Source organism: Amycolatopsis nalaikhensis, from assembly GCF_030264295.1.
In the GTDB taxonomy this organism is placed as follows: domain Bacteria; phylum Actinomycetota; class Actinomycetes; order Mycobacteriales; family Pseudonocardiaceae; genus Amycolatopsis; species Amycolatopsis nalaikhensis.
In genome coordinates this window covers 9,999,820-10,018,972 of record NZ_CP127173.1, presented here as the reverse complement: position 1 = coordinate 10,018,972, position 19,153 = coordinate 9,999,820, and the positions used below count along the sequence as shown (strand labels likewise).

General features: G+C 72.0%; 17 protein-coding genes and 1 pseudogene. 15 read left to right on the top strand and 3 right to left on the bottom strand.

Annotation, left to right across the window (positions count from 1 at the left end; all coding sequences use genetic code 11):
* Window positions 1-136 precede the first annotated feature (136 nt).
* From pyrR to QP939_RS48570, 14 genes and pseudogenes are all read left to right on the top strand, one after another.
* Window positions 137-736 (top strand): bifunctional pyr operon transcriptional regulator/uracil phosphoribosyltransferase PyrR, encoded by a 600-nt coding sequence (pyrR, locus tag QP939_RS48635; protein WP_285453752.1) that lies wholly within the window; start codon window positions 137-139, stop codon window positions 734-736.
* Window positions 733-1,665 carry an aspartate carbamoyltransferase catalytic subunit gene (locus tag QP939_RS48630; protein WP_285453751.1) on the top strand — a complete coding sequence of 311 codons (933 nt, stop codon included), beginning with the start codon at window positions 733-735 and terminating at the stop codon, window positions 1,663-1,665. Before pyrR ends, QP939_RS48630 begins: the two co-directional genes overlap by 4 nt.
* Window positions 1,662-2,948, top strand: coding sequence for a dihydroorotase (locus tag QP939_RS48625; protein WP_285453750.1), 1,287 nt, complete (start codon window positions 1,662-1,664; stop codon window positions 2,946-2,948). Before QP939_RS48630 ends, QP939_RS48625 begins: the two co-directional genes overlap by 4 nt.
* A complete protein-coding gene (locus QP939_RS48620; protein WP_285453749.1) occupies window positions 2,948-3,442 on the top strand; it encodes a PH-like domain-containing protein in 495 nt (164 codons plus the stop codon). The genes QP939_RS48625 and QP939_RS48620 overlap by 1 nt, the downstream gene beginning before the upstream one ends.
* Window positions 3,439-4,560 (top strand): glutamine-hydrolyzing carbamoyl-phosphate synthase small subunit, encoded by a 1,122-nt coding sequence (gene carA / locus QP939_RS48615; RefSeq protein ID WP_285453748.1) that lies wholly within the window; start codon window positions 3,439-3,441, stop codon window positions 4,558-4,560. The genes QP939_RS48620 and carA overlap by 4 nt, the downstream gene beginning before the upstream one ends.
* Window positions 4,560-7,874, top strand: a complete 3,315-nt coding sequence (gene carB / locus QP939_RS48610) for a carbamoyl-phosphate synthase large subunit (RefSeq protein WP_285453747.1) — start codon at window positions 4,560-4,562, stop codon at window positions 7,872-7,874. Before carA ends, carB begins: the two co-directional genes overlap by 1 nt.
* Window positions 7,871-8,720, top strand: a pseudogene (pyrF, locus tag QP939_RS48605) (orotidine-5'-phosphate decarboxylase). The gene carB and the pseudogene pyrF overlap by 4 nt, the downstream one beginning before the upstream one ends.
* Before the next feature lie 107 nt (window positions 8,721-8,827).
* Window positions 8,828-9,145 (top strand): integration host factor, actinobacterial type, encoded by a 318-nt coding sequence (gene mihF / locus QP939_RS48600; protein ID WP_003096398.1) that lies wholly within the window; start codon window positions 8,828-8,830, stop codon window positions 9,143-9,145.
* Window positions 9,142-9,798 (top strand): guanylate kinase, encoded by a 657-nt coding sequence (gene gmk / locus QP939_RS48595; RefSeq protein WP_285453741.1) that lies wholly within the window; start codon window positions 9,142-9,144, stop codon window positions 9,796-9,798. Before mihF ends, gmk begins: the two co-directional genes overlap by 4 nt.
* A complete protein-coding gene (gene rpoZ / locus QP939_RS48590) occupies window positions 9,795-10,064 on the top strand; it encodes a DNA-directed RNA polymerase subunit omega (protein ID WP_206788720.1) in 270 nt (89 codons plus the stop codon). The genes gmk and rpoZ overlap by 4 nt, the downstream gene beginning before the upstream one ends.
* Window positions 10,057-11,277: a bifunctional phosphopantothenoylcysteine decarboxylase/phosphopantothenate--cysteine ligase CoaBC gene (gene coaBC, locus QP939_RS48585; protein ID WP_285453739.1), complete on the top strand. Its 1,221-nt coding sequence runs from the start codon at window positions 10,057-10,059 to the stop codon at window positions 11,275-11,277. The genes rpoZ and coaBC overlap by 8 nt, the downstream gene beginning before the upstream one ends.
* A gap of 93 nt (window positions 11,278-11,370) precedes the next feature.
* Entirely contained in the window at window positions 11,371-12,573 is a 1,203-nt protein-coding gene (gene metK, locus QP939_RS48580; RefSeq protein ID WP_285460012.1) for a methionine adenosyltransferase, read from the top strand.
* Between the two features lie 135 nt (window positions 12,574-12,708).
* Window positions 12,709-14,811, top strand: a complete 2,103-nt coding sequence (locus QP939_RS48575) for a primosomal protein N' (RefSeq protein WP_285453738.1) — start codon at window positions 12,709-12,711, stop codon at window positions 14,809-14,811.
* Between the two features lie 23 nt (window positions 14,812-14,834).
* Complete coding sequence (locus tag QP939_RS48570; protein ID WP_285453737.1) at window positions 14,835-15,164, top strand: TfoX/Sxy family protein; 330 nt, start codon at window positions 14,835-14,837, stop codon at window positions 15,162-15,164.
* 4 nt (window positions 15,165-15,168) lie between these two features.
* On the opposite strand, the gene QP939_RS48565 is transcribed toward QP939_RS48570, so the two are convergent.
* Window positions 15,169-15,702: a DM13 domain-containing protein gene (locus QP939_RS48565; protein ID WP_285453736.1), complete on the bottom strand. Its 534-nt coding sequence runs from the start codon at window positions 15,700-15,702 to the stop codon at window positions 15,169-15,171.
* Between the two features lie 74 nt (window positions 15,703-15,776).
* Window positions 15,777-16,076: a hypothetical protein gene (locus QP939_RS48560; protein ID WP_285453735.1), complete on the bottom strand. Its 300-nt coding sequence runs from the start codon at window positions 16,074-16,076 to the stop codon at window positions 15,777-15,779.
* 164 nt (window positions 16,077-16,240) lie between these two features.
* Between QP939_RS48560 and ggt the strand changes: the two genes are divergently transcribed.
* Entirely contained in the window at window positions 16,241-18,049 is a 1,809-nt protein-coding gene (gene ggt, locus QP939_RS48555; RefSeq protein ID WP_285453734.1) for a gamma-glutamyltransferase, read from the top strand.
* Window positions 18,050-18,151: 102 nt separating this feature from the next.
* On the opposite strand, the gene QP939_RS48550 is transcribed toward ggt, so the two are convergent.
* The gene (locus QP939_RS48550; protein WP_285453733.1) at window positions 18,152-19,123 is read right to left on the bottom strand and encodes a GNAT family N-acetyltransferase; all 972 of its coding nucleotides are present in this window, start codon (window positions 19,121-19,123) and stop codon (window positions 18,152-18,154) included.
* Window positions 19,124-19,153 lie beyond the last annotated feature (30 nt).

The following is a 19,153-nucleotide window of genomic DNA, read 5'->3' as shown; positions in this document are numbered from 1 at the left end:
GAGCTTGTCGCGAATCACGCCACACCACCCGGAAGACTGAGCAAAGTCCCTGCTACTGTCGGTGCGAAAGCCCCGACCAGCAGGGGAACAGACGTCCTTTAAGGACCCGTCCGGTGAGGCGGGGAAGGAGTCCGAAGTGTCGTCACGTCCGCGTGGCGCGGCTGGTTCGGCCGGGGAGCGCGAGCTCCTGACGGCCGGCGATGTCGCGCGCACGATCGCCCGAATGGCCCATCAGGTCATCGAAAAGACCGCGAACGGTGCGGAAAGCACTACCCCGCCCGTGTTGCTCGGGATCCCGTCCCGCGGTACCCCGCTCGCCGTCCGGCTGGCCGACAAGATCGGCGAATTCTCCGGGGTCCGCCCGCCGACCGGCGCCCTCGACGTCACCCTCTACCGGGACGACCTCCGCCGCCGCCCGCCGCGCGCGCTCGAACAGACGCAGCTGCCGCCCGACGGCATCGACGACCGCGTGGTGATCCTGGTCGACGACGTGCTCTTCTCCGGCCGGACGATCCGGGCCGCGCTCGATGCCCTCCGTGATCACGGCCGCCCGCGCGCGGTGCAGCTGGCCGTGCTGGTCGACCGCGGGCACCGCGAGCTGCCGATCCGCGCCGACTACGTCGGCAAGAACGTGCCGACCGCGCGCGCCGAAGGCGTGTCCGTCCTGCTGGCGGAGATCGACGGCCGCGACGCGGTGCTGTTGCGCCCCGCCGAAGTCACGGGAGAAGAGTCTTGAAGCACCTGCTCGCCACCGACGGCCTGGACCCGGCGCTGGCCACGGCCGTGCTCGACACCGCCGACGAGCTCAAGCACACGCTGCTCGGCCGCGAGGTCAAGAAGCTGCCGACGTTGCGCGGCCGCACGGTGATCACCCTGTTCTACGAGAACTCGACGCGCACCCGGGTGTCGTTCGAGATCGCCGGGAAGTGGATGAGCGCGGACGTCATCAACGTCTCCGCCTCCAGCTCCTCGGTCAACAAGGGCGAGTCGCTGCGGGACACCGCGCTGACGCTGGCCGCCGCGGGCGCCGACTGCGTGATCGTCCGCCACCCGGCCAGCGGCGCCGCCCAGCGGCTGGCCGACTGGCTGGCCGAGCCGGGCACCTCGGTCGTCAACGCCGGCGACGGCACCCACGAGCACCCCACGCAGGCGCTGCTCGACGCGGCCACGCTGCGGGAGCGGCTCGGGTCCCTCAAGGACCGGCGCATCGCGATCGTCGGTGACGTCCTGCACAGCCGCGTCGCCCGCTCGAACATCCACCTGCTCGCCGCCCTCGGCGCGGAGGTGGTGCTGGTCGCGCCGCCGACGTTGCTGCCCTACGGCGTCGAAAGCCTCCCGGTGACCGTCTCGCACGACCTGGACGCCGAGCTGCCCGCGGTCGACGCGGTGATGATGCTCCGGGTCCAGGCCGAGCGGATGCACGGCGGCTTCTTCCCGAGCGCACGCGAGTACTCGATCGCCTACGGCCTCTCGGAACGGCGGCAGAAGCTGCTGCCGGACCACGCGGTCGTCCTGCACCCCGGCCCGATGCTGCGCGGGATGGAGATCGCGAGCGCGGTCGCCGACTCCCCGGCCTCGGCCATCACCGAACAGGTCCGCAACGGCGTCCACGTGCGCATGGCGGTCCTCTACCACCTCTTGGCCAGCGAAGGAGCCGCAGCGTGAGCACCGTGATCAAGGGCGCCCGCCCGTACGGCGAGGGTGACCCGGTCGACGTCCTGGTCGAGGACGGGGTGATCACCGCGATCGGCGCCGTCCAGGTTCCCGAAGACGCCGAAGTGATCGAGGCGGGCGGCCAGGTGCTGCTCCCCGGCTTTGTCGACCTGCACACTCACCTGCGCGAACCCGGCCGTGAGGACACCGAGACGATCGACACCGGCTCGGCCGCGGCGGCGCTCGGTGGCTACACCGCGGTGTTCGCCATGGCCAACACCGACCCGGTCGCCGACAACGCCGTGATCGTCGAGCACGTCTGGCGGCGCGGGCAGGAGGTCGGGCTGGTCGACGTCCACCCGGTCGGCGCGGTCACCGTCGGGCTCAAGGGCGAGAAGCTCGCCGAGCTGGGCACGATGGCGAACTCGCAGGCGCGGGTGAAGGTGTTCTCCGACGACGGCCTCTGCGTCGCCGACCCGCTGCTCATGCGGCGCGCGCTGGAGTACTCGACCGCGCTCGACGTCGTCATCGCGCAGCACGCGGAGGAGCCGCGGCTGACCGTCGGCGCCCAGGCCCACGAGGGGGAGCGCGCGGCCCGGCTCGGCTACACCGGCTGGCCCGCCGCCGCCGAAGAGTCGATCGTGGCCCGCGACTGCCTGCTGGCGCTGCACGCGAACGCCCGGCTGCACGTCTGCCACGTCTCCACCTCGGGCACCGCGGACGTCCTGCGGTGGGCGAAGGACCGCGGCACCAAGGTGTCGGCCGAGGTCACCCCGCACCACTTGCTGCTCACCGACGAGCGCCTGGCCACCTACGACCCGGTCAACAAGGTGAACCCGCCGCTGCGGACCGAGTCCGACGCCGAGAAGCTGCGCGCCGCGCTGGCCGACGGGACCATCGACTGCGTCGCCACCGACCACGCGCCGCACGCCGTCCAGGACAAGGACACCGAGTGGACCGCGGCCCGGCCGGGCATGCTCGGGCTGCAGACGGCGCTGTCCATCGTGGCCGAGACCATGGTCCGCACCGGGCTGCTCGACTGGCGCGGCGTCGCCCGGGTGATGAGCGAGCGGCCCGCCGAGATCGGCAACCTGGCCGACCAGGGCCGGCCGATCGCGGTGGGCGAGCCCGCCAACCTGGCGCTCGTCGACCCGGACGCCGAGTGGACGGTCCGCGGCGCCGAGCTGGCCAGCATCGCGGCCAACACCCCGTACGAGGGAATGCGGCTGCCCGGCGTGGTGACCGCCACGCTGCTGCGCGGGCGGGTCACCGCCCGGGACGGGAAGATCTGCTGATGGAACGCCTTTGGCTGGTGCTGGCGATCATCGCCTTCTTCCTGCTGTGCCTCTGGGGCATGTACGTCGGCTGGCGGCGCAAGTCCCGCTCGCAGAGCGCGCAGCTGCCGCCGTTCCCGTCGATCCCCGAAACCCCGGGCGAGGCGCTGCTGGAGTCCACCGGCGTCTACGTGGCCACCACGACGGCCGGGAACTGGCAGGACCGCGTCGTCACCCGCGGTGCCGGGCTCCGCACCGGCGCGGTCTGGCGCCTGCACGACGGCGGGGTCGCCGTCGAACGCGGGGGCGCGCCCGACTTCTGGATCCCGCGCGACGCGATCACCGGCGTCCGGCGCGACACGAAGATCGCCGGGAAGGTGATGGGCACGGACGCACTGCTGGTGCTCACCTGGCGGCTCGGCGACGCCGAGCTCGACACCGGCTTCCGCGGCGACGACCTCGATGACTATCCACAGTGGATCGAACGGATCCAGATCAAGGGAGGTGCCCAGTGAACGCGCGCGCTCAGGCCGCACTGGTACTCGAAGACGGCCGGGTGTTCCGCGGCGCTGCCTACGGCGCGCAGGGGCGAACCCTCGGCGAGGCGGTGTTCTGCACCGGCATGACCGGTTACCAGGAGACGCTGACCGACCCGTCCTACCACGGCCAGATCGTGGTGCAGACGGCGCCGCAGATCGGCAACACCGGCTGGAACGACGAGGACGACGAGTCCTCGAAGATCTGGGTCAACGGCTACGTGGTCCGCGACCCCGCCCGCACGCCGTCCAACTGGCGCTCGAAGCGCACGCTGGACGAGGAGCTGGAGCGGCAGGGCATCGTCGGCATCGCCGAGGTCGACACCCGCTCGCTGACGCGGCACCTGCGCGAGCTCGGCGCGATGCGCGCCGGGGTCTTCTCCGGCGACGCGCTGGGCACGGTCGACGACATGGTCGCCCAGGTGCTGGCCAGCCCGAAGATGGCGGGCGCCGACCTGGCGGGCCAGGTCACGACGCCGAAGCCGTACGTGGTCTCGCCCGAGGGGGAGACGCGGTTCCGCGTCGTCGCGCTGGACCTGGGCATCAAGTCCAACACCCCGCGCCAGATGGTCAAGCGGGGCATCGAGGTGCACGTGCTGCCCTCGACGTCGACGCTGGACGAGCTCCTGGCGGTCGAGCCGGACGGCGTGTTCCTGTCGAACGGCCCCGGCGACCCGGCCACCACGACGCACGCCACCGAGCTGACCAAGCAGGTCCTCGGCCGCGAGATCCCGCTGTTCGGCATCTGCTTCGGCAACCAGATCCTCGGCCGCGCGCTCGGCCTGGGGACGTACAAGATGCGCTACGGCCACCGGGGCATCAACATCCCGGTGATCGACGTCGCGACCAAGCAGGTCGCGATCACCGCGCAGAACCACGGCTTCGCCCTCGAAGGCGAGCCAGGGCAGCGCTTCGAGTCGCCCTTCGGCGCGGCTCAGGTCAGCCACTACTGCGCCAACGACGGCGCGGTCGAGGGCCTGCGGGCCTTCGACGTCCCGGCGTTCTCGGTGCAGTACCACCCCGAAGCCGCGGCCGGCCCGCACGACGCGGCCCCCCTGTTCGACGATTTCGTTTCGCTCATGGAGAAGAAGGCCTGATGCCGAAGAGGACGGACATCCAGCACGTGCTGGTGATCGGCTCCGGGCCGATCGTGATCGGGCAGGCGGCGGAGTTCGACTACTCCGGGACCCAGGCCTGCCGGGTGCTGCGCAGCGAAGGCCTGCGCGTGTCCCTGGTGAACTCGAACCCGGCCACCATCATGACCGACCCCGAGTTCGCCGACGCGACCTACATCGAGCCGGTCACGCCGGACTTCGTCGAGAAGGTCATCGCCGAAGAGCGTCCCGACGCGCTGCTCGCGACCCTCGGCGGGCAGACCGCGCTGAACTGCGCCGTCGCGCTGCACGAGCGCGGCGTGCTCGACAAGTACGGCGTCGAGCTGATCGGTGCCGACATCGACGCGATCCAGCGCGGCGAGGACCGGCAGAAGTTCAAGGACATCGTCCGCACGGTCGGCGCCGACGTCCCGCGCTCCCGCGTCTGCCACGACATGGACGAGGTCCGGGACACCGTCAAGGAGCTCGGCCTGCCGGTCGTCATCCGGCCGTCGTTCACCATGGGCGGGCTCGGCTCCGGCATGGCGCACACGCCCGAGGACCTCGAGCGGCTCGCGTCGACCGGGCTCGCGGAATCTCCCGTCACCGAGGTGCTCATCGAGGAGAGCGTGCTCGGCTGGAAGGAGTACGAGCTCGAGCTGATGCGCGACAAGAGCGACAACGTCGTGGTCGTCTGCTCGATCGAGAACGTCGACGCGATGGGCGTGCACACCGGTGACTCGGTCACCGTCGCGCCGACCATGACGCTCACCGACCGCGAGTACCAGGTGATGCGCGACGTCGGCATCGCCGTGCTGCGCGAGGTCGGCGTCGACACCGGCGGCTGCAACATCCAGTTCGCGATCAACCCGCGCGACGGCCGGATGGTCGTCATCGAGATGAACCCGCGCGTGTCCCGCTCCAGCGCACTGGCGAGCAAGGCGACCGGCTTCCCGATCGCCAAGATCGCCGCGAAGCTCGCCATCGGCTACACGCTCGACGAGATCCAGAACGACATCACCGGCGAGACCCCGGCGGCGTTCGAGCCCGCGCTGGACTACGTCGTCGTGAAGATGCCGCGGTTCGCCTTCGAGAAGTTCCCGGGCGCGGACCCGACGCTGACCACGACGATGAAGAGCGTCGGCGAGGCGATGTCGTTCGGCCGCAGCTTCCCCGAGGCGCTCGGCAAGGTGATGCGGTCGATCGAGACGAAGGCGACCGGCTTCTGGACCCTGCCGGACCCCGAGGGCGCGACGCTGGAGTCCACATTGGACGCCCTGCGCACGCCGCACGAGGGTCGGCTGTACGAAGTGGAGCGTGCCCTGCGGCTCGGCGCCACCGTCGAGCAGGTGCACGAGGCGTCCGGTATCGACCCGTGGTTCATCGACCAGATCGCCCTCATCGGCGAAGTGGGCGCCGAGGTCCGCGACGCGCCCGTGCTGAACGGCGACCTGCTGCGCCGCGCCAAGCGCACCGGGCTCTCGGACCGCCAGATCGCCGCCCTGCGCCCGGAACTGGCGGGCGAGGACGGCGTCCGCGCGCTGCGCCACCGCCTCGGCGTGCGGCCGGTGTTCAAGACCGTCGACACGTGCGCGGCCGAGTTCGCGGCCAAGACGCCGTATCACTACTCGGCCTACGAGTCCGACCCCGACGCCCAGTCCGAAGTGGCCGTCCAGTCGGACAAGCCGAAGGTGCTCATCCTCGGCTCGGGCCCGAACCGGATCGGCCAGGGCATCGAGTTCGACTACTCCTGCGTCCACGCGGCGATCGCGTTGCGGGAGGCGGGTTTCGAGGCCGTCATGGTCAACTGCAACCCGGAAACCGTGTCCACCGACTACGACACCTCCGACCGGCTGTACTTCGAGCCGCTGTCCTTCGAGGACGTCCTCGAGGTCGTGCACGCCGAGCAGGCGTCCGGCACCGTCGCGGGCGTGATCGTCCAGCTCGGCGGCCAGACCCCGCTGGGCCTGGCGAAGCGGCTCGCCGACGCCGGGGTCCCGGTCGTCGGGACGCCGCCGGAGGCCATCCACCTGGCCGAGGACCGCGGCGCGTTCGGCGAAGTCCTCACCGACGCCGGGCTGCCCGCACCGCGCTACGGCACGGCGACGTCCTTCGAAGGCGCCAAGCGGATCGCCGACGAGATCGGCTACCCGGTCCTCGTCCGGCCGTCCTACGTGCTCGGCGGGCGCGGCATGGAGATCGTCTACGACGAAGAGACCCTGGCCGGCTACATCCGGCGCGCGACCGAGGTCACGCCGGAGCACCCGGTGCTCGTGGACCGCTTCCTCGACGACGCCATCGAGATCGACGTCGACGCGCTGTTCGACGGCGAGGAGCTCTACCTCGGCGGTGTCATGGAGCACATCGAGGAAGCCGGGATCCACTCCGGCGACTCCTCGTGCGCGCTGCCGCCGATAACGCTGGGCCACACGGACCTGCAGGCCGTCCGGAAGTCCACCGAGGCGATCGCGCGGGGCGTGGGCGTCCGCGGGCTCCTGAACGTCCAGTACGCGCTCAAGGACGACGTCCTGTACGTCCTGGAGGCCAACCCGCGCGCGTCGCGCACGGTGCCGTTCGTGTCCAAGGCGACGGCGGTGCCGCTGGCCAAGGCCGCCGCGCTGATCATGACCGGCTCGACGATCAAGGACCTGCGCGCCGACGGCGTGCTGCCCGCCGAGGGCGACGGCGGGCAGATGCCGGCCGACTCGCCGGTCGCGGTCAAGGAAGCCGTGCTGCCCTTCCACCGCTTCCGCACCCCCGAGGGCCACGGCGTGGATTCCTTGCTGGGCCCGGAGATGAAGTCCACCGGCGAGGTGATGGGCGTCGACGTCTCCTTCGGCAAGGCGTTCGCCAAGTCGCAGAGCGGCGCGTACGGCTCGCTGCCGACGTCCGGGCGCGTGTTCGTCTCGGTCGCCAACCGCGACAAGCGGTCGCTGGTGTTCCCGGTGAAGCGGCTGGCGGACCTCGGGTTCGAGATCCTCGCCACGTCCGGCACCGCGGAAGTGCTGCGGCGCAACGGGGTCGCGTGCACGGTGGTGCGCAAGCACTACGAGGGTTCGACCGAAGCCGAGCCGAACATCGTGGACGTCATCCTGGCCGGCGAGGTCGACATGGTGATCAACACCCCGTACGGCAACAGCGGTCCGCGCGTCGACGGCTACGAGATCCGCACCGCCGCGGTGTCGCGCGACATCCCGTGCGTGACCACCGTGCAGGGCGCCGCGGCGGCCGTGCACGGCATCGAAGCGCTGATCCGGGGCGACATCGGGGTCAAGTCGCTGCAGGAGCTCCAGGCGGCGCTGAAGGCGCAGTCGTGAGCACGCGGGAGCGGTTCGGGGCGCGGCTGGCCAAGGCCGTCGCGTCCCGCGGCCCGCTGTGCGCCGGGATCGACCCCCACCCGGGCCTCATCGAGGCCTGGGGACTCCCGGTGGACGCCTCGGGCCTGGAACGGTTCGCGCTGTCCGCCACGGAGGTCCTGGCCGCCCGCGCGGCGATCGTGAAACCGCAGTCGGCGTTCTTCGAAAGTTTCGGCGCGGCCGGGATCCGGGTGCTGGAACGGGTGGTCGAGACCGCCCGCGACGCGGGTGCCCTGGTGCTGCTGGACGTCAAGCGCGGCGACATCGGCTCCACGATGGCGGCGTACACGGCCGCGTATGTGGCCGACGGCGCGGCGATCGCGGCCGACGCGATCACCGTGTCGCCGTACCTCGGGTTCGGCTCTTTGGAGCAGTGCGCGGCGACGGCGGTCTCCGCGGGCCGCGGGATCTTCGTGCTCGCGCGGACTTCGAACCCCGAAGCGGCCGCCGTGCAGAACGCGAAGCTGCCCGACGGGCGCACGGTGGCGCAGGCGATCGTCGACTCGGCGGCGGCGCTCAACGCAGGAGCGGAACCGCTCGGCGATGTGGGTGTCGTCGTCGGGGCGACCATCGCGCCGGGAGAAGCTCGATCTCGCGCGGCTGAACGGTCCGGTGCTGGCACCCGGTTTCGGGGCCCAGGGAGCCACTGTGGCCGATCTTCGGGCGATCTTCGGGCCGGGACTGCCGGGAGTGCTGCCCGCGTCGTCTCGCGACATCCTGAAGCACGGTCCGGAGCAAGCGGCTTTGCGCCAAGCGGTCGAACGCGTCGCCGAAGTGCTGGCCGACCCGCAGGAAAACGGCCAATAGCAGGGCCCGGAACGGGCCCCCACCAGGCACCCCCGCATTGTGGCCGGTGCTCACGGGTGGGTACCGTCGCGTCACCCACCCAGATTTGAGAACTACCGGAGGAAAACGTGGCACTTCCCCAGCTGACAGAGGAACAGCGCGCTGCGGCGCTGGAGAAGGCCGCCGCCGCCCGCCGCATCCGTGCTGAGCTGAAGGAGCGGCTGAAGCGGGGCGGTACCACTCTGGTCGACGTGCTGAAGCAGGCCGAGGAGAACGAAGTCCTCGGCAAGATGAAGGTTTCGGCTCTGCTCGAGGCCCTTCCGGGCGTCGGCAAGGTCCGCGCCCAGCAGACCATGGAACGACTGGAGATCGCCCCCAGCCGTCGCCTCCGCGGCCTCGGCGACCGGCAGCGCAAGGCGCTGCTGGCCGAGTTCAGCGGCGAGTGAGCGGCGTCGGTCGGGACTACCCGGTGCACCGGGGCGCCGACCGCGGCAGTGAGCCGGTGGCGGGGGACCTCTCCCGCCACCGGCTCACCGTCGTATCGGGGCCTTCCGGGGTCGGGAAGTCGAGCGTGGTGGGCGAGCTGCGGAAGCTGGAGCCGGAGATCTACTTCAGCGTCTCGGTGACCACGCGCGCGCCGCGGCCCGGCGAAGTCGACGGCGCGCACTACCACTTCGTCGACCGCGCGGAGTTCGACGCGATGGTCGACGGCGGCAGGCTGCTGGAGTGGGCCGAGTTCGCGGGCAACCGCTACGGCACCCCCCGCGAGCCCGTCGAGAAGGCGCTCGCCGAGGGCCGCCCGGCGGTCCTGGAGATCGAGCTGCAGGGCGCCCGCCAGGTCCGGGCGGCCATGCCGGAGGCGCGGCTGGTGATGCTGATGCCGCCGTCGTGGGAGGAACTGGTCGGCAGGCTCACCGGGCGCGGCACCGAAAACGAGGCCGCCGTGCAGGCCCGGCTGGCCGAGGCGGAGCGCGAGCTGGCGGCCGCGGGGGAGTTCGACCACCGCGTCGTCAACGCCGACGTGCGGGAGGCCGCCGAGCACTTGCTAAACTTGATTACTGCTGATCAGTTTTCCGAAGAAGCGGAGCACCACGAGTGACCACCCAGGCAACCCTGACCGAAGAGCTCGAGGGCATCACCAACCCGCCGATCGACGACCTGCTCGAGAAGGTCAGCTCGAAGTACGCGCTGGTGATCTACTCGGCCAAGCGTGCCCGCCAGATCAACGACTACTACGCCCAGCTGGGCGAGGGCCTGCTCGAGTACGTCGGTCCGCTCGTCGAGCCGGGCCCGCGCGAGAAGCCGCTCTCGATCGCGCTGCGCGAGATCCACGGCGGCCTGCTCGAGCACACCGAGGGTGAGTAAACCCCGCGTCGTCCTGGGCGTGGGCGGCGGCATCGCCGCCTACAAGGCCTGTGAGGTGCTGCGCGGGCTGACCGAGTCCGGTCACGACGTCCGCGTGGTCCCCACCGAAGCCGCGCTGAACTTCGTCGGCGCGGCCACCTTCGAAGCCCTCTCCGGGCACCCGGTGCACACCGGTGTGTTCACCGAGGTGCCCGAGGTCCAGCACGTCCGCGTCGGCAAGGAAGCCGACCTCGTCCTGGTCGTCCCGGCCACGGCGAACCTGCTCGCCAAGGCCGCCCACGGCATCGCCGACGACCTGCTGACCAACACCCTGCTCACCGCCCGGTGCCCGGTCGCCTTCTTCCCGGCGATGCACACGGAGATGTGGGAGCACCCCGCGACCCGCGACAACGTGGCGCTGCTGCGTTCGCGCGGCATGATCGTCACCGAGCCCGACTCGGGCCGGTTGACCGGTGTCGACACCGGCAAGGGCCGCCTGGCGAACCCGGCCGAGATCGTCGACCTCGCCAAGCTGCTGCTGGCCCGCCCGGACGCCCTCCCGCGCGACCTCGAAGGCGTCCGCGTCGTCGTGTCCGCGGGCGGCACCCGCGAACCGCTCGATCCGGTCCGCTACCTCAGCAACCGCTCGTCCGGCAAGCAGGGCTACGCACTGGCCCGCGTCGCCGCCCAGCGCGGTGCCGACGTCACCCTGGTCGCCGCGCACACGGTCGCCCTGCCCGACCCGGCGGGCGCCACCGTGCGGCACGTCTCGACGGCCGAGGAGATGCGGCAGGCCGTGCACGCGGCCGCCGCCGAAGCCGACGTCGTCGTGATGGCCGCCGCCGTCGCCGACTTCCGGCCGGCGAACCGGGCCGACCACAAGATCAAGAAGTCCGACGACCAGCCGGACCCGGTCATCACGCTCGACCGCAACGCCGACATCCTGGCCGAACTGGTGCGAAACCGGCGAAGCGGACAGGTTGTCGTCGGGTTCGCCGCGGAAACCGGCGACGCGCAGGGCAGCGTGCTCGACCACGCCCGCACGAAACTCAAGCGCAAGGGCGCCGACCTGCTGATGGTCAACGCCGTCGGCGACGGCAAGGCGTTCGGCACCGAGGACAATTCGGGCTGGCTGCTGGGCTCCGACGGCACCGAAATCCCGATCCCCCTCGGCGCGAAGGCTGAACTGGCGTCCACGTTGTGGGACGCTGTTGTGAGCTTCATGAAGCGTTGACCGGCCCCCGAGCGATAGTCAGTACCCTTGCACAGGTAAGGGGTGCCTAACTCGCGCGGCATCCGACGACTAGGTGAGGAAGTGACGGCCACCGTGACCGCGTCTAGCAGCAGATTGTTCACCTCGGAGTCGGTGACCGAAGGGCACCCCGACAAGATTTGCGACGCCATCAGCGACTCGATCCTCGACGGCCTCCTGTCGAAGGACCCCCGCAGCCGCGTCGCCGTCGAAACCCTGATCACCACCGGCCAGGTGCACGTGGCCGGTGAGGTGACCACCGAGGCGTACGCCGACATCCCGACGATCGTCCGCGACGTCATCCTCAAGATCGGCTACGACTCCTCCGCCAAGGGCTTCGACGGCAACTCGTGCGGCGTCAACGTCGCGATCGGGTCGCAGTCGCCCGACATCGCCCAAGGCGTCGACACCGCGTACGAGTCACGCGTCGAGTCGGACGAGGACGAGATCAACCGCCAGGGCGCCGGCGACCAGGGCCTGATGTTCGGCTACGCCTGCTCGGACACTCCCGAGCTGATGCCGCTGCCGATCGCGCTGGCCCACCGCCTCTCGCGCCGGCTGACCGGGGTCCGCAAGGACGGCGTCCTGCCGTACCTGCGCCCGGACGGCAAGACCCAGGTGACCATCGAGTACGCCGGCGACCAGCCGGTGCGCCTCGACACCGTGGTCGTGTCGACCCAGCACGCCGACGGCATCGACCTCGACCGCATGCTCGGCGTCGACGTCAAGGAGCACGTCGTCGCGCCCGAGCTCGAGGGCCTGGGCATCGACACGTCGAACGCGCGGCTGCTGGTCAACCCGACCGGCCGCTTCGTCATCGGCGGCCCGATGGGCGACGCCGGCCTGACCGGTCGCAAGATCATCGTCGACACCTACGGCGGCATGGCCCGCCACGGCGGCGGCGCGTTCTCCGGCAAGGACCCGTCCAAGGTCGACCGCTCCGCCGCGTACGCGATGCGCTGGGTGGCGAAGAACGTCGTCGCGGCCGGGCTGGCCACGCGGACCGAGGTGCAGGTCGCGTACGCGATCGGCAAGGCGGCCCCGGTCGGCCTGTTCGTCGAGACGTTCGGCACCGAGACGGTCGACCCGTCGAAGATCCAGCAGGCCATCACCGAGGTCTTCGACCTGCGGCCGGCGGCGATCATCCGCGACCTCGACCTGCTGCGCCCGATCTACGCGCCGACGGCGGCGTACGGCCACTTCGGCCGTCCCGAGCTGGACCTCCCCTGGGAGAGCACGGCCCGCGCCGAGGCGCTGAAGAACGCCGCGGGCGCCTGACCCGAGCGAGCTGAAGGGGACTTTCCTGGCATCTGATGCGAGGAAAGTCCCCTTCACCGCGTCAGACGCACTGAACGTCCCCTTCAGCCCGCCTGGCGAGCGGGGTTGTCGGAGGGGTCTGGTAGAGATCACGGGGTGAGCAGTTCCGAGCCCGCTGCCCTCTGGGACCTCCCGGAGCAGCCGCCTTCGCCTTCGCCGAAGTCGGCACCTTCGCGTGCGCGGAAGAAGCCGAAGCCCGGCGAGAAGGCGAAGGGCGCCCAGCAGCCCGCGCCGGAGCGGCCGGTCGCGCGGATCGTCGTCGACATCCCGCTGGCGCACCTGGACCGCACCTTCGACTACCTCGTGCCGGAGAAGCTGCACGAGACGGCGGTGCCGGGGTGCCGCGTCCGCGTCCGGTTCGCCGGGCAGCTGGTCGACGGCTACCTCGTCGAACGCGGCGAAACCAGCGACTACGGCAGCAAGCTGGCGTTCCTCGACCGCGTGACGTCGCCGGAGCCGGTGCTGCCGCCGTCGCTGCACGCGGTGTGCCGCGCGGTCGCCGACCGCTACGGCGGCACCCTGTCCGACGTCCTGCGGCTCGCGATCCCGCCGCGGCACGCGAAAGCCGAGGGCGAGGCCCCGCCGAAGCCCGCGGAGCCGCCGGAAGCGCCGGACACCGAGGCGTGGGCGCGCTATCAGCGTGGCCCGGCCTTCCTGGAGGCACTGGCCGAGGGCAAGCCGGCGAACGCCGTCTGGCAGGCCCTGCCGGGCGAGGACTGGCCGCGGCGGCTCGCCGAGGTCGCGGGGTCCGTCGCCGCCCAGGGCCGCGGCGCCGTGCTCGTGGTGCCGGACCACCGCGACCTGACGCGCGTGCACGAGGCGTGCGCGGCGGTCGTGGGGGAGGACGCCGTGGTGGCGCTGATCGCCGGGCTCGGGCCCGCCGAGCGCTACCGGCGCTGGCTGGCGGTGCTGCGCGGCGCGGTGCGGGTGGTGGTCGGCACGCGGGCGGCGATGTTCGCGCCGGTCCACGACCCTGGCCTGTTCGTCGTCTGGGACGACGGCGACGACCTGCACCTCGACCAGCACGCGCCGTACCCGCACGTCCGGGACGTGCTGATGGACCGCGCGCACGCGGCGAAGGCGTCCCTGCTGGTCGGCGGCTTCGCGCGGACAGCGGAGGCGCAGCTGCTGGTGGAGTCCGGCTGGGCCGCGCCGGTGCTGGCGGACCGCGCGACCCTGCGGGCCGCCGCCCCGCGCGTCACGCCGGTGGGGGAGGACTTCGACGTCGCCCGCGACGAGGCCGCCCGGGTGGCCCGGCTGCCCGCGGTGGCGTTCGAGGCGGCGCGCCAGGCGTTCGCGGCGGGTTTCCCGGCCCTGGTCCAGGTGCCGCGCCGCGGGTACGTGCCGGGCCTGGCCTGCGGCAACTGCCGCACCCCGGCCCACTGCCGCCGGTGTGCGGGACCGCTGGCGCTGCCGGGCGGCTCGGTCGACGGGCAGCCGAAACCCCCGGCGTGCCGCTGGTGCGGCGTCCCGGAGACGACGTTCCGCTGCACGGCGTGCGGTTCGGTGCGGTTGCGCGCGGTGATCGTCGGCGCGAAGCGGACGGCGGAGGAGCTGGGGCGCGCGTTCCCGGGCATCCCGGTCCGCACGTCCGGAGCGGCGGAGGTGCTGTCGTCGGTGCCGGGCAAGCCGGCACTGGTGGTGTGCACGCCCGGAGCGGAGCCGGTGGCCGAGGGCGGCTACGGCGCGGCGTTGCTGCTGGACGGCTGGGCGTTGCTGGGCCGCCAGGACTTGCGGGCGGGCGAGGAGACGCTGCGCCGCTGGATGGCGGCGGCGGCGTTGGTCCGCCCGGGTTCGTCCGGCGGCCGGGTGATCGTGGGCGCGGAAGCGGGCCTGGCGGTGGTCCAGGCCCTGGTCCGCTGGGACCCGGCGTGGCACGCGGGCCAGGAGCTGGCGGAGCGGCGCGAGCTGGGCTTCCCCCCGGCGATGCGGATGGCGAGCGTGGAGGGCAGCCCGGACGCGGTAGCGGCCCTGCTGGACGACTTGCCGTTGCCCGAGTCCGGGGAAGTGCTCGGCCCGGTGCCGCTGGGAGAAGTGGACGAAGAGGGCAACGCGGAACGGGAGCGGGCGCTGGTCCGGGTGTCCCGGGCGGAGGGCAAGGCACTGGCGGCCTCGATCCACGCGGCGGCGGCCCGCCGCGACGCCCGCAAGGCGACGGAACCGATCCGCATCCAGCTCGACCCCCTGGACCTCATCTAGTCTCGACGGGGGAAGGGACCACGATGGCCTACGACGAAGACCTGGCGGAGCGGGTCCGCGACGCGCTCGAGGGCGAGCGCGGGCTGGCGGAGAAGAAGATGTTCGGCGGGCTCGCGTTCCTGCTCGACGGCAACATGGCGGTCGGCGTGACCGGCGACGCCCTGATGGTCCGGCTCTCCGCCGCCGACGGCGAGGACGCGCTGGCCGAGCCCGGTGCGCGGCCGTTCGACATGACCGGCCGCCCGATGAAGGGGTGGCTGCTGGTGGATCCGGCCGGTCACCGGAAAGCGGCGGACCTCGGCCGCTGGGTCGGCCGGGGCGTGGCGTTCGCGCGCACAATGCCGCCGAAGTAGCGCGTCAGGCGGCGGTCCGGGTCAGCTCGGCCGCCCCGAAGGAGACGTTGAAGCGGTCGCACCAGATGCTCACGCTGCGGTACGCCGCCGGGTCGAAGTCCGCCGGGAGCGGGTAGTTCTGGTTTCCCTTGTTGCCCTTGAGCTTTCCCGCGTCGAGGTACTTGCCGTCGTCGAACACGTGCCAGCCGTCTTCGCCCGGCTTGACCGCCGCGTCCGTGAGCCACACGTGCACGTCCGGGCCGCTGCTCGTGGCCAGGTTCTCCAGGCGCAGCACGTACTTCCCGTCGGCCCCGCGCACCACGCGGACCGTGCCGCTCGTCCCGTGCTCGTGGCTGATCAACGCGCCGCTCGCGAACTCAGCGGGAGCGGGAGCGGGCGCCGGGGCGGGCGCGGAGGACGTGGCGGGCGCCGCCGCCGCGGGCGGGAAGTCCTCCTGCACCGTCTCGTCCACCCACAGCCGCCACGGCTGGAACCAGTACAGGCCGGCCGCCACCGCGACCAGGGCCGCCGCCAGGAGGCCGAGTAGCCAGGGGCGCATGAGTTCTCCTCGATGGGTCGTCCGTCACCGCTCATTCAACGGGACGAACCGCCCATCGCGTACTTACCGAACCCTTACAGCGCTTCCTGGCGCACGACGTCGAGGTTGCGGAACACCGCGGGTCCGTCGCAGATCTTCGCCATCGACTCGGCGAACGCGCTCGTCTCGGGCCGGTTCGAGTTCTCCATCGCCTCCTCGTACGACGGGAACTCGACGATCTGCACGTACGTGTCCGCCTGGTCGCGGTCCCGGGTCAGCGTGCCGTGGGTGGGCACGCGGGCGCCTTCGGTCTCGGCGATCCACGCGTCCAGCGCGCTGGTGAACTCGTCGATCCGGGTGGTCTTGAACTCGATGGTCTGCACGAACTTGGTCATCGCTCGCTCCTGTCCGAACCCCGCGCGGACCGCGCGGTCACCCAGTCGACCACGCCGTCCCCGGCCGCGCCCAGGGCCGAAAGCCCCAGGTCAGCCGGGGTTGATCGGCGCGTGAGTCGGTTGGCGTCTTGAAGGCGCCCGGCCCGAGGGGCAGACTCGCCCGCATGCCCGCGCACAGATGCCGCAGAATCCTCGTCATCGCCGCCACCGCCGCGCTCGTCACCTCCGTCGCGGCCGGACCCGCCACCGCGGCCACCCCGACCCCCAAGTCGCCCGTCGCGGTCGGCTTCGGCGGCGCCGTGGCCAGCATCGACGCCGACGCCACCGCGATCGGCACCAAGGTCCTGCGCGACGGCGGGAACGCCGTCGACGCCGCCGTCGCGGTCGCCGCCGCGCTCGGCGTCACCGATCCCTTCTCCGCCGGCATCGGCGGTGGCGGGTTCTTCGTCTACTACGACGCCAAGACCCACCGCGTGCACACCCTCGACGGCCGCGAGACCGCGCCGAAGACCGCCGACGAGAACCTGTTCGTCGAGAACGGCAAGCCGCTGCCCTTCGCCGACGCCGTCACCAGCGGCCTGAGCGTCGGTGTCCCGGGCACGCCCGCGACGTGGGCCGAAGCCCTCCGCAAGTGGGGTACGCGGTCGCTCGCGAAGTCGCTGAAGCCCGCCGAAAACCTCGCGCGCGACGGCTTCGTCGTCGACCAGACGTTCCAGACGCAGATCGCGAACAACCAGGCGCGGTTCTCGGCGTTCCCGTCGACGCGCTCGCTGTACCTGCCCGGCGGTGCCCCGCCGTCGCCCGGGACCGTCTTCAAGAACCCCGACCTCGCGGCGACGTACGCGCAGCTCGAGCGCTACGGCGTCGACGCGCTCTACGCCGGCCCGATCGGCGCGGACATCGCGAAGACCGTGCAGCAGCCGCCGAAGGACCCGGCCTCGCCGCTGAACGTCCGCCCCGGCAAGCTCAGCACGGCCGACCTCGCCGACTACGACGTCATCGAACGGCGTCCGACGCACATGACCTACCACGGCCTGGACGTCTACGGCATGCCCGCGCCGTCGTCGGGCGGGCTCACGGTCGGGGAGTCGCTGAACATCCTCGAGAACTTCGACCTCAAGCACGCCTCGAAGGCCGACTACCTGCAGTACTTCCTGGAGTCGACCCGGTTCGCCTTCGCCGACCGCAACCGCTGGATCGGCGACCCGGCGTTCGTCGACGTTCCCGCGCGCGAGCTGGTCAGCCAGCGCTTCGCCGACTCACGGGCGTGCCTGATCTCGAAGGACAAGGCCGCGACCAGCCCGGTCGCCCCGGCCGACCCGCGGCACCCGACGCCGTGCGCCGCGGGCGCCACCGCCGCGCCCACGCCGTACGAGGGCGAGAACACCACGCACCTGACGGTCGCCGACAAGTGGGGCAACGTCGTCGCCTACACGCTGACCATCGAGCAGGAGGGCGGCAGCGGCATCGTCGTGCCGGGCCGCGGGTTCCTGCTCAACAACGAGCTGACCGACTTCTCGTTTACCCCGGTGACGCCGGGCGTGCCCGACCCGAACCTGCCCGGCCCCGGCAAGCGGCCGCGCTCGTCGATGGCCCCGACGATCGTGCTCAAGGACGGCAAGCCGTTCTTCGCGACCGGCTCGCCGGGTGGCGCGTCGATCATCACGACGGTGCTGCAGGTCCTGACCGGCCGCATCGACCGCGGCCTGTCGCTGGAGGACGCGATCGCGGCCCCGCGCGCGTCGCAGCGGAACTCGGCGGAGGCCCAGGTCGAGCAGGCGTTCCTCGACCAGGACAACGGCGAGCTGGTCGCGGACTTGAAGGCCCGCGGCCAGGGCTTCTCCAAGACCCCGGCCGAGATCGGCGCGGCGACGGGCGTGGAGCGCCTGCGTGACGGCCGCTGGCTGGCGGCGGCGGAGCCGGTCCGCCGCGGCACGGGCGCGGCCCAGGTGGTCTACCCGGCGAACTGGTAGCGCCGGACCCAAGCGCCCCAATGTGGCGTTCGGTGCGTCCAACGCACCGAACGCCACATTGGGTGCGTCCAGCGCACCCAATGCCACATTGGGGCGCTTGGGTCAGACCTCGAGGGCCCAGCGGATGTAGCGCGTCTTCGGCTCGAAACCGGCCCGCGCGAACACTCCCGACGCACCCGACCGGTCCGCCGAGTCCACGCTCAGGCTCGCCTGGTCGTACCCCTGCTCGGCGGCCGCGCGCAACGCGTGGGCCAGCAGCGCACTGGCGGCTCCCCGCTTCCGGTACTCGCGGACCGTCCCGACGACCATGAAGTGCGCGTCGCGGACGCCGGTCGCCGCCGTGTCGGCGTCCCACGACAGCGTCACCAGCACGCTCACCGGCGTGCCGGTCGCCGCGTCGCGGAGCAGGAAGCTGACCGGGGGCCGGAACGTCTGGTTGGTGATCTTGTTGCGCCACTGGTCCATCGGCATCGGCGCCGCACCCCAGTGGTCCTCGAACGCGGCGTTCCGGACGCGCCGGAAGTCGTCCTCGGCCCGTTCGGACCACGGCTCGACCGCCAGCCCGTCCGGGATCGGGACGGCGGGGAGCGCCTCGAGCGGGTGCTCCATGCGCCGGAACCACCGGGCCGGGGCGAACCCCCGGGCCCGCATCAGCTCGGGGAGACCCGCGATGTGCTCGGCCTTGTGGACGTCGACCACGAGCTTGCGGCCCGGGTGGTGCCGGTCGTGCAGCACCTTCGCCGCCTCGACCCCGGCCTCGACGAGCGCCGTGCCGACGCCGCGGCGGCGGTGCGCGGGGTGGACGCCGCCGTCGAGGAACACTCGGTGCACCTGATCCGCCGACGGCTTGAAGCGGATCTTCATGTACCCCGCCATCGTGTCGCCGTCGAAGGCCGCGAGGCTGCCGCGCTCGAGGTCCGCGTACGGGTCGACCAGCTCCTGGCGGGTGTCCTCCGCGGTGTAGTGCTCGCCGATCCGGTCCACCGCCTCGATGGCGTTGAGCAGGTCGGCCGCCGCCTGGGCGTCCTCGGGAACGAGCGGCCGCCACGTCAGGGCGGGAGTGCGTCCGGGCATGCGGCCGACGCTAAACCCCCAGCTCGCGGG

Bases quoted from the DNA above. Each gene is read 5' to 3' on its own strand.
- QP939_RS48620 (WP_285453749.1), top strand. From the start codon at position 2,948: ATGGAACGCCTTTGGCTGGTGCTGGCGATCATCGCCTTCTTCCTGCTG.
- carB (WP_285453747.1), top strand. From the start codon at position 4,560: ATGCCGAAGAGGACGGACATCCAGCACGTGCTGGTGATCGGCTCCGGG.
- QP939_RS48570 (WP_285453737.1), top strand. From the start codon at position 14,835: ATGGCCTACGACGAAGACCTGGCGGAGCGGGTCCGCGACGCGCTCGAG.
- QP939_RS48565 (WP_285453736.1), bottom strand. From the start codon at position 15,702: ATGCGCCCCTGGCTACTCGGCCTCCTGGCGGCGGCCCTGGTCGCGGTG.
- QP939_RS48560 (WP_285453735.1), bottom strand. From the start codon at position 16,076: ATGACCAAGTTCGTGCAGACCATCGAGTTCAAGACCACCCGGATCGAC.
- ggt (WP_285453734.1), top strand. From the start codon at position 16,241: ATGCCCGCGCACAGATGCCGCAGAATCCTCGTCATCGCCGCCACCGCC.
- QP939_RS48550 (WP_285453733.1), bottom strand. From the start codon at position 19,123: ATGCCCGGACGCACTCCCGCCCTGACGTGGCGGCCGCTCGTTCCCGAG.